Source organism: uncultured Duncaniella sp., assembly GCF_910577345.1.
Classification (GTDB): Bacteria; Bacteroidota; Bacteroidia; order Bacteroidales; family Muribaculaceae; genus Duncaniella.
In genome coordinates, this window is sequence record NZ_CAJTMT010000057.1 from 1 (window position 1) to 6,640 (window position 6,640).

8 protein-coding genes are annotated in these 6,640 nt (G+C 45.6%); 7 read left to right on the top strand and 1 reads right to left on the bottom strand.

Going from position 1 to position 6,640, the window contains the following annotated elements; translation table 11 throughout:
• Positions 1–745, bottom strand: a 745-nt coding sequence (locus QZ310_RS13470; protein ID WP_297073770.1) for an AraC family transcriptional regulator, incomplete at its 3' end; no start/stop codon positions are given.
• A gap of 151 nt (positions 746–896) precedes the next feature.
• Between QZ310_RS13470 and QZ310_RS13475 the strand changes: the two genes are divergently transcribed.
• The 7 genes from QZ310_RS13475 to QZ310_RS13505 all read left to right on the top strand — a co-directional run.
• Positions 897–1,469: a sugar O-acetyltransferase gene (locus tag QZ310_RS13475; RefSeq protein WP_297073773.1), complete on the top strand. Its 573-nt coding sequence runs from the start codon at positions 897–899 to the stop codon at positions 1,467–1,469.
• A 44-nt stretch (positions 1,470–1,513) separates the two neighbouring features.
• Positions 1,514–2,542, top strand: coding sequence for an alpha/beta hydrolase (locus QZ310_RS13480; protein ID WP_297073789.1), 1,029 nt, complete (start codon positions 1,514–1,516; stop codon positions 2,540–2,542).
• Positions 2,539–4,032: an aldo/keto reductase gene (locus QZ310_RS13485; protein ID WP_297073775.1), complete on the top strand. Its 1,494-nt coding sequence runs from the start codon at positions 2,539–2,541 to the stop codon at positions 4,030–4,032. The genes QZ310_RS13480 and QZ310_RS13485 overlap by 4 nt, the downstream gene beginning before the upstream one ends.
• A gap of 17 nt (positions 4,033–4,049) precedes the next feature.
• Complete coding sequence (locus tag QZ310_RS13490) at positions 4,050–4,352, top strand: antibiotic biosynthesis monooxygenase (protein WP_297073779.1); 303 nt, start codon at positions 4,050–4,052, stop codon at positions 4,350–4,352.
• A complete protein-coding gene (locus QZ310_RS13495; RefSeq protein ID WP_297073782.1) occupies positions 4,349–4,678 on the top strand; it encodes a TIGR04076 family protein in 330 nt (109 codons plus the stop codon). Before QZ310_RS13490 ends, QZ310_RS13495 begins: the two co-directional genes overlap by 4 nt.
• Positions 4,679–4,682: 4 nt before the next feature.
• The gene (locus QZ310_RS13500) at positions 4,683–5,507 is read left to right on the top strand and encodes an aldo/keto reductase (RefSeq protein WP_297073785.1); all 825 of its coding nucleotides are present in this window, start codon (positions 4,683–4,685) and stop codon (positions 5,505–5,507) included.
• 33 nt (positions 5,508–5,540) lie between these two features.
• Positions 5,541–6,640: iron-containing alcohol dehydrogenase (locus QZ310_RS13505; RefSeq protein ID WP_297073787.1), on the top strand; the 1,100-nt coding region annotated here is incomplete at its 3' end.

Genomic DNA, 6,640 nt, shown 5'->3' on the forward strand with positions numbered 1-6,640 from the left:
CATATTCACGGATAATGTTGCTTGCATTGTCGCCGGTGTATCGTTTTATGACATCACTGAAATAATTGGGCGACATATTCATTTTGTCAGCGAAATATTGAACACCAGGCAAGCCTTTGTCTGTCTGTAATCCGGCTTCAAAATATTCAGACAAAAGAGCATTGAAGCGTGTCAGAATATCCGAGTTCTCCGCCTGCCGCATACTGAACTGACGGTTGTAGAACCGTTGACAGTAGTTCAACATCGCATCAATATATCCTACCAGTATATTCTTCTGCAAGGCATCATTCCCGCTTTCAATTTCCGTCTGTATATGGCGCATGATGGAAGCAATGATATTTCTTTCATCTTCCGACATGTGCAAGGCTTCATTAACTTGATAGTCAAAGAATGAAAAATTCCGTATATCATTTTCCAAGTGTGAGCCTTTGATTATGTCGGGGTGGAATAATAATGCCCATCCGTCAATCTCAATTAAATCGCCCCTATCTTCCCTGCCACCGATCTGACCGGGTGCCACACATATAAGGGTGCCACTCTTATAGTCGTATTTCCCGCACCCATAAGTGAGGTCATTTGGAACATTCGTGTGCATGAACAATCCATATACCCCATAGTTATTCAGACTTTGAGGTATCGGAGAGATTTTATCAAATTCAATGACGCCAATCAGCGGATGCCGGCTTTCGGCACCTACATGAGAGAGGTAATCTCCCGGCTTGTTGACTTTGAGAATGTTTGCCATTGGGTTGATCTTCAATATGCAAAGTTAGCTATTTTTACTGAATTAACCATCCTGTCTGTCCTGCATCATAGAAATTGGTAATTACTCCCAAGCAGGTGGTATTTTCTCCACGCAGAACCGATATAATTTTGCATCGTAAAATCAAAGTGATATGGAACTACATGAATTTCTTGAAATGATGGAGCGTCGTGAAACAGTCCCGGCCGGTTCTGCGGCACACGAGCTTATGCACCGGTGTTATGCTGAATCGCAACGCCTGATGCTCGACTCCAATACCAATCCCCATACCGATGCGGAGAGAAACGCACTTCTCTGTGAACTCACTGGCAGCGAGGTTCATCCGTCGGTAAGAGTAATGGCCCCGTTTCAGGCGGATTTTGGAAAGAATATCCATTTCGGCAAAAATGTTTTTGTCAATGCCGGATGCAAATTCCAAGACCACGGAGGCATCTATATCGGCGACAATACTCTTATCGGTCACAACTGTGTGATGGCGACAATCAACCATGACCCGCGCCCTTCGCACCGCGCCGACAATATTCCTGCTCCTATACATATTGGACGTAACGTATGGATAGGTGCGAATGTGACAATACTGAGTGGCGTGACGATAGGCGAAAATGCCATTGTTGCCGCAGGAGCGGTCGTGACAAAAGATGTAGCACCCAATACTATGGTTGGAGGTGTCCCGGCAAAATTCATAAAACAGATACCACAGGAATGAAAGCAAAACTATTTTTAGGAGTAATGGCGACGATTATATCCGCTATGGCACTCCCGGCAAAAGCTGAATCAGAAAACCCTTATAACATGATGAAAACAGAGAATCTTTCACTCGTTCAGGAATGGGACAAAACATTCCCTCAAAGCGAAAAAGTAAATCACAGCAAGGTAACTTTCCGCAACCGCTACGGAATAACTCTCGCCGCAGACCTCTACATGCCTAAGAATGTGACCGGTCAACTTCCTGCTATTGCTGTCAGCGGTCCATTCGGAGCTGTCAAGGAGCAAGTTTCCGGCCTCTACGCACAGAAATTGGCTGAAAACGGATTTCTTACAATCGCTTTCGACCCGTCTTATACCGGTGAAAGCGGTGGCGAACCACGCTATATCGCTTCTCCCGACATCAATACGGAGGATTTCAGTGCGGCGGTTGACTATCTGCTTTGCCGGGATGATGTAAATCCCGAAAAGGTGGGCATACTCGGAATATGCGGCTGGGGAGGCATTGCAATTCAGGCAGCAATCAACGACCCGCGCATCAAAGCCACGGTAGCCTCGACAATGTACGATATGACACGTGTAAACGCCAACGGCTATTTCGACAGCGAGAACTCCGCCGCACAGCGCAACGCCAAACGTGCCGCCCTGTGCGCCCAACGTACTGAAGACTACCGTAATGGCTCCTATAAACTTGGCGGCGGAGTTATTGACCCTCTTCCCGATGATGCCCCTCAGTTCGTGAAGGACTATTATGACTATTACAAGACAACAAAAAGAGGCTATCACAAACGGTCGCTTAACTCCAACGGAGGTTTCAATGCAACATCCCCGCTGCCATTCCTCAACTTCAAGTTCTTTGAATATGCCGATGAGTTGGAAAATGCCGTGATGATAGTTCATGGCGACAAGGCCCATTCCTTCTATTTCGGTAAGGACGCTTTCGCTCTCCTTAAAGGGGACAACAAGGAATTTGTAGTCGTTCCCGGCGCAAGTCATACCGACCTGTATGACCGCATGGACATCATTCCGTTCAACCGCATTGTGGAATTCTTCAATAAAAATTTTGACAAATGAAATTCTGGCTTTTATCCCTCATCATGATGTTAGGAATATCACTTACCATGTGCGCGTGTAGCCATGATAACGATGAACCCATACAGAAGGAGGAACCGACACCTGACCCCAATCCGAATCCTACGCCCGATCCGGAGCCGGAACCGACAACTGGAAATGGAAAGATTCTCGTGGCATACTTCTCTTGTACGAACACAACAAAGGGTATAGCTGAAGATATGGCAGACATAACTTCCGGTACTCTTTACCGTATTGAGCCTGAAACTCCCTATACATCAGCTGACCTGAACTATAACACGGACTGTCGGGCCAATCGAGAGCAGAACGATCCGAAAGCACGTCCCGCAATAAAAGGTGCGGTTGAAAATATCGCGGATTATGATATTGTGTTTCTCGGCTATCCTATCTGGTGGGGTGCAGCTCCAAAAGTGATATATACCTTTCTGGAGAAGCATAATCTTGATGGCAAGATTATCATACCGTTTTGCACATCACATTCAAGCGGAATAGGGTCAAGTGATACCAATCTTCATTCTCTCGCAACAAATGCTGAATGGAAACCCGGCAAGCGTTTCGTAGCAAATGAAACAAAAGCCAATATCAGGAACTGGATTGATGGATTGAATTTACCGAAAACTGAAAACAAAGATAATTCATGGGCTTTTAATCTTTCAGCCGGTAAAAACGGCTTTGCGCCCACTGTCAGACTTAGCAGTAGATACGACATGCCGATTGTCGGATTAGGAACATACAGCCTCACAGGAGATGTCTGTGTAAATTCTGTAAAATCAGCCATTGCCGCGGGATTTCGTAAAATTGACACCGCACACATGTACGGCAACGAGGCCGAGGTTGGAAAAGGCGTGAGAGAATCCGGCGTTCCACGCGAGGAAATATTTGTAGCGACAAAAATCTATCCCACTCAGTTCGGGAATCCCGAAGCGGCCATAGAGGAATGTCTGCGCAAACTCGACATAGGTTATGTTGACCTTATGCTATTGCACCATCCCGGCGCAAATGATGTAAAGGCATATAAGGCGATGGAGAAATATGTAGCCGAAGGAAAAATCCGTTCAATCGGAGTGTCATGCTACTACGTTGACGAGATTAACAAATTCCTGCCACAGGTCAATATCAAACCGGTCTTGGTTCAGAATGAGGTACATCCTTATTATCAGGACACCGATGTTGTGAATCATCTTCACGATTTAGGTATAGTTGTGGAGGCATGGTATCCACTTGGTGGTCGTGGACATCAGAAAGAACTTTTGAGTGATACTGTCTTGTCGCGTATTGCTTCTAAGCATAACAAATCGGTAGCTCAGGTAATTCTCAGATGGGATTTGCAACGAGGTGTCGTAGTCATTCCGGGGTCATCAAATCCCGCCCACATGAAAGAAAATATCTCAATCTTTGACTTTGAGTTATCTGCTGATGAAATGGCTGAAATTGCAGCTATAAATCGTAATGAAAAGCATGATTGGTATTGACATTATAATCAAGAACGATGATAAAGATAGCACGCATAACGGTTAATCCTTACAAGTTGGAAGAATACAAGGCTATACTAAAAGAGGAGATGGAAACTTCTCTACGCCTTGAAGATGGTGTACAAGTCCTGTATGCAACGTGGGACAACGAGAACCCCAATCGGTTTACAATACTTGAAAAGTATGAAAATGAAGAGGCTTATACCTCCCACTGTGCATCACCTCAACTCCAAAAGTATTTTGAGCTGACTAAAGAAATGGTCCTTAGTCTGGAAATCACGGACGCAACTCCTGTCATAGAAAATATTTGGATGAAATGAAAAAAGTAAAGATTACGGTCCTCCGAAACACGTTTAATGAAGATCTGGCAAAAGATTTTGCTATGCCGGGATTAAAACGTTGCTCCGTACATAAAGAAGGTCAGGCATTCTACACCGGACTCGGCAAACCTGATGGATTGTGTGATGGGGCTTGGAGAACAATCCATCCTTACGTATTTGCTTTGGCAAATGGGGTAAAACATTTTTACTTCAACGACTGGGTCCGTCAGCCGGGTGTCGCAATAACATGTTGCAATGATGGTTTAAGACCGGTATTCTTTAAGTTGGAGGTAACAGACGAGGAGGTCGAATCTCCATTCAAGTAAAGAAATGGAACACATTACATTTTCAAACGGTGATAAAGTCTGCACCATCGGGCAAGGGACTTGGAACATGGGGCGTAATCCACTATGTGAAAAGACTGAAGCCAATGCACTATTGACAGGGATTGACCTCGGTATGAACATGATTGATACTGCGGAAATGTATGGCAATGAAAAATTTATTGGTAAAGTTATAAAATCATGCCGTGACAAAGTTTTTCTTGTCAGCAAAGTTCATCCCGATAACGCGGATTATCAAGGCACAATCAAAGCCTGCGAAGAAAGTCTGCGACGACTTGGCACCGAAGTCCTTGACTTATATCTTCTACATTGGAAAAGTCGATACCCGCTATCTGAAACAGTGGAGGCAATGTGTCGCCTTCAGCGTGATGGGAAAATTCGGTTGTGGGGTGTCAGCAATCTTGATGTTGACGATATGGAACTGATTGATGATATTCCGAATGGTTGCAGTTGTGATGCCAATCAGGTGCTCTACAATCTTCAAGAACGAGGTGTGGAATATGATTTAATCCCATACGCACAGCAACGTGATATTCCTGTCATAGCCTATTCGCCTGTCGGAGAGGGGAAATTGCTCAGACATCCAGTGTTGAGAACCATTGCGGAGAAACATAACGCCACTCCGGCACAGATAGCCTTGTCTTGGATAATCCGTAACCCCGGAGTGATGGCCATACCCAAAGCGGGGTCAGCTGAACATGTAAAGGAGAATTTCGGCAGTGTATCAATTACCCTTGATGCCGAGGATATGGAACTGCTCGACATATCTTTTCCTGCACCTCAGCACAAAATACAGCTTGCAGGGTGGTAAAAGTAAGTATAAACAATAACGACATAATCAGATATGGAAACAAAAATGAGTTACGACCAATTTATCCCGACAAGAATTATGTTCGGGTCAGGTCAGTTGAACAACCTTCACAAACAGGCAATGCCCGGAAAGAAAGCGTTGATAATCATCTCCAACGGAAAATCTACCCACGCCAATGGTTATCTTGCCCGCACTGAACAGGAACTGAGTTTGGCTGGTGTTGAAACAGCTGTGTTTGATGGTGTAATGCCAAATCCCACAGTCGAGAACTCCCATGCAGGAGCGGACGCAGCCCGTTCTTTCGGTGCAGATTTCCTTGTTGCACTTGGCGGTGGTAGTGTAATGGATTGTTCCAAGGCGATAGCACTGCTTGCAACTAACGATGGAGACTTGTGGGACTATGTTCCCATCGGTTCAGGAAAGGGACAGCCGATGCAAAACAAACCACTCCCAATCATAGCTATCACGACCACAGCAGGTACAGGTTCGGAAACAGACGGGTGCGGTGTGATTACAAAAGAAGACACCAACGAAAAAGCATTCATCATGGATGCCGCCCTATTCCCGGCATTGGCAATCGTTGACCCGGATCTGATGCTTTCCGTTCCACCGAAATATACAGCATTTCAGGGTTTCGATGCTCTGTTCCACAGCGTTGAAGGATTCATCGCTGCAAGTGCCAACCTTGCCAGCGACATGAACGCACGTGAAGCTATAAGTAATATCGCACAATATCTACCACGGGCAGTAAAGGACGGCAACGATCTGGAAGCCCGTACCCGCGTGGCATTCGCCAACACATTGTCTGGCGCAGTAATGACACTGACACTTCTGACAAGCGAACATGGTATTGAACATGCCCTTTCAGCCTATCATCCCTCTCTGCCCCACGGTGCAGGTCTGATAATGATAAGCAAGGCTTATTTCAGCTATTTCATAAAGAATCATGGCTGCGACGACCGTTTCATAGAGCTTGCCCGTCTTATGGGCATGACTGATGCTACAAAGCCGGAGGATTTCATCACCGCACTTGTCAATCTTCAGGAAGCCTGCGGAGTGGCAGACCTCAAAATGTCAGACTACGGCATTACTCCGGATGAATTTGAAACCCTTATGCGCAACACCCGCGAAGT

Coding starts and splice junctions, on each gene's coding strand:
- QZ310_RS13475 (WP_297073773.1), top strand. CDS start 897: ATGGAACTACATGAATTTCTTGAAATGATGGAGCGTCGTGAAACAGTC.
- QZ310_RS13485 (WP_297073775.1), top strand. CDS start 2,539: ATGAAATTCTGGCTTTTATCCCTCATCATGATGTTAGGAATATCACTT.
- QZ310_RS13480 (WP_297073789.1), top strand. CDS start 1,514: ATGGCACTCCCGGCAAAAGCTGAATCAGAAAACCCTTATAACATGATG.
- QZ310_RS13495 (WP_297073782.1), top strand. CDS start 4,349: ATGAAAAAAGTAAAGATTACGGTCCTCCGAAACACGTTTAATGAAGAT.
- QZ310_RS13490 (WP_297073779.1), top strand. CDS start 4,050: ATGATAAAGATAGCACGCATAACGGTTAATCCTTACAAGTTGGAAGAA.
- QZ310_RS13500 (WP_297073785.1), top strand. CDS start 4,683: ATGGAACACATTACATTTTCAAACGGTGATAAAGTCTGCACCATCGGG.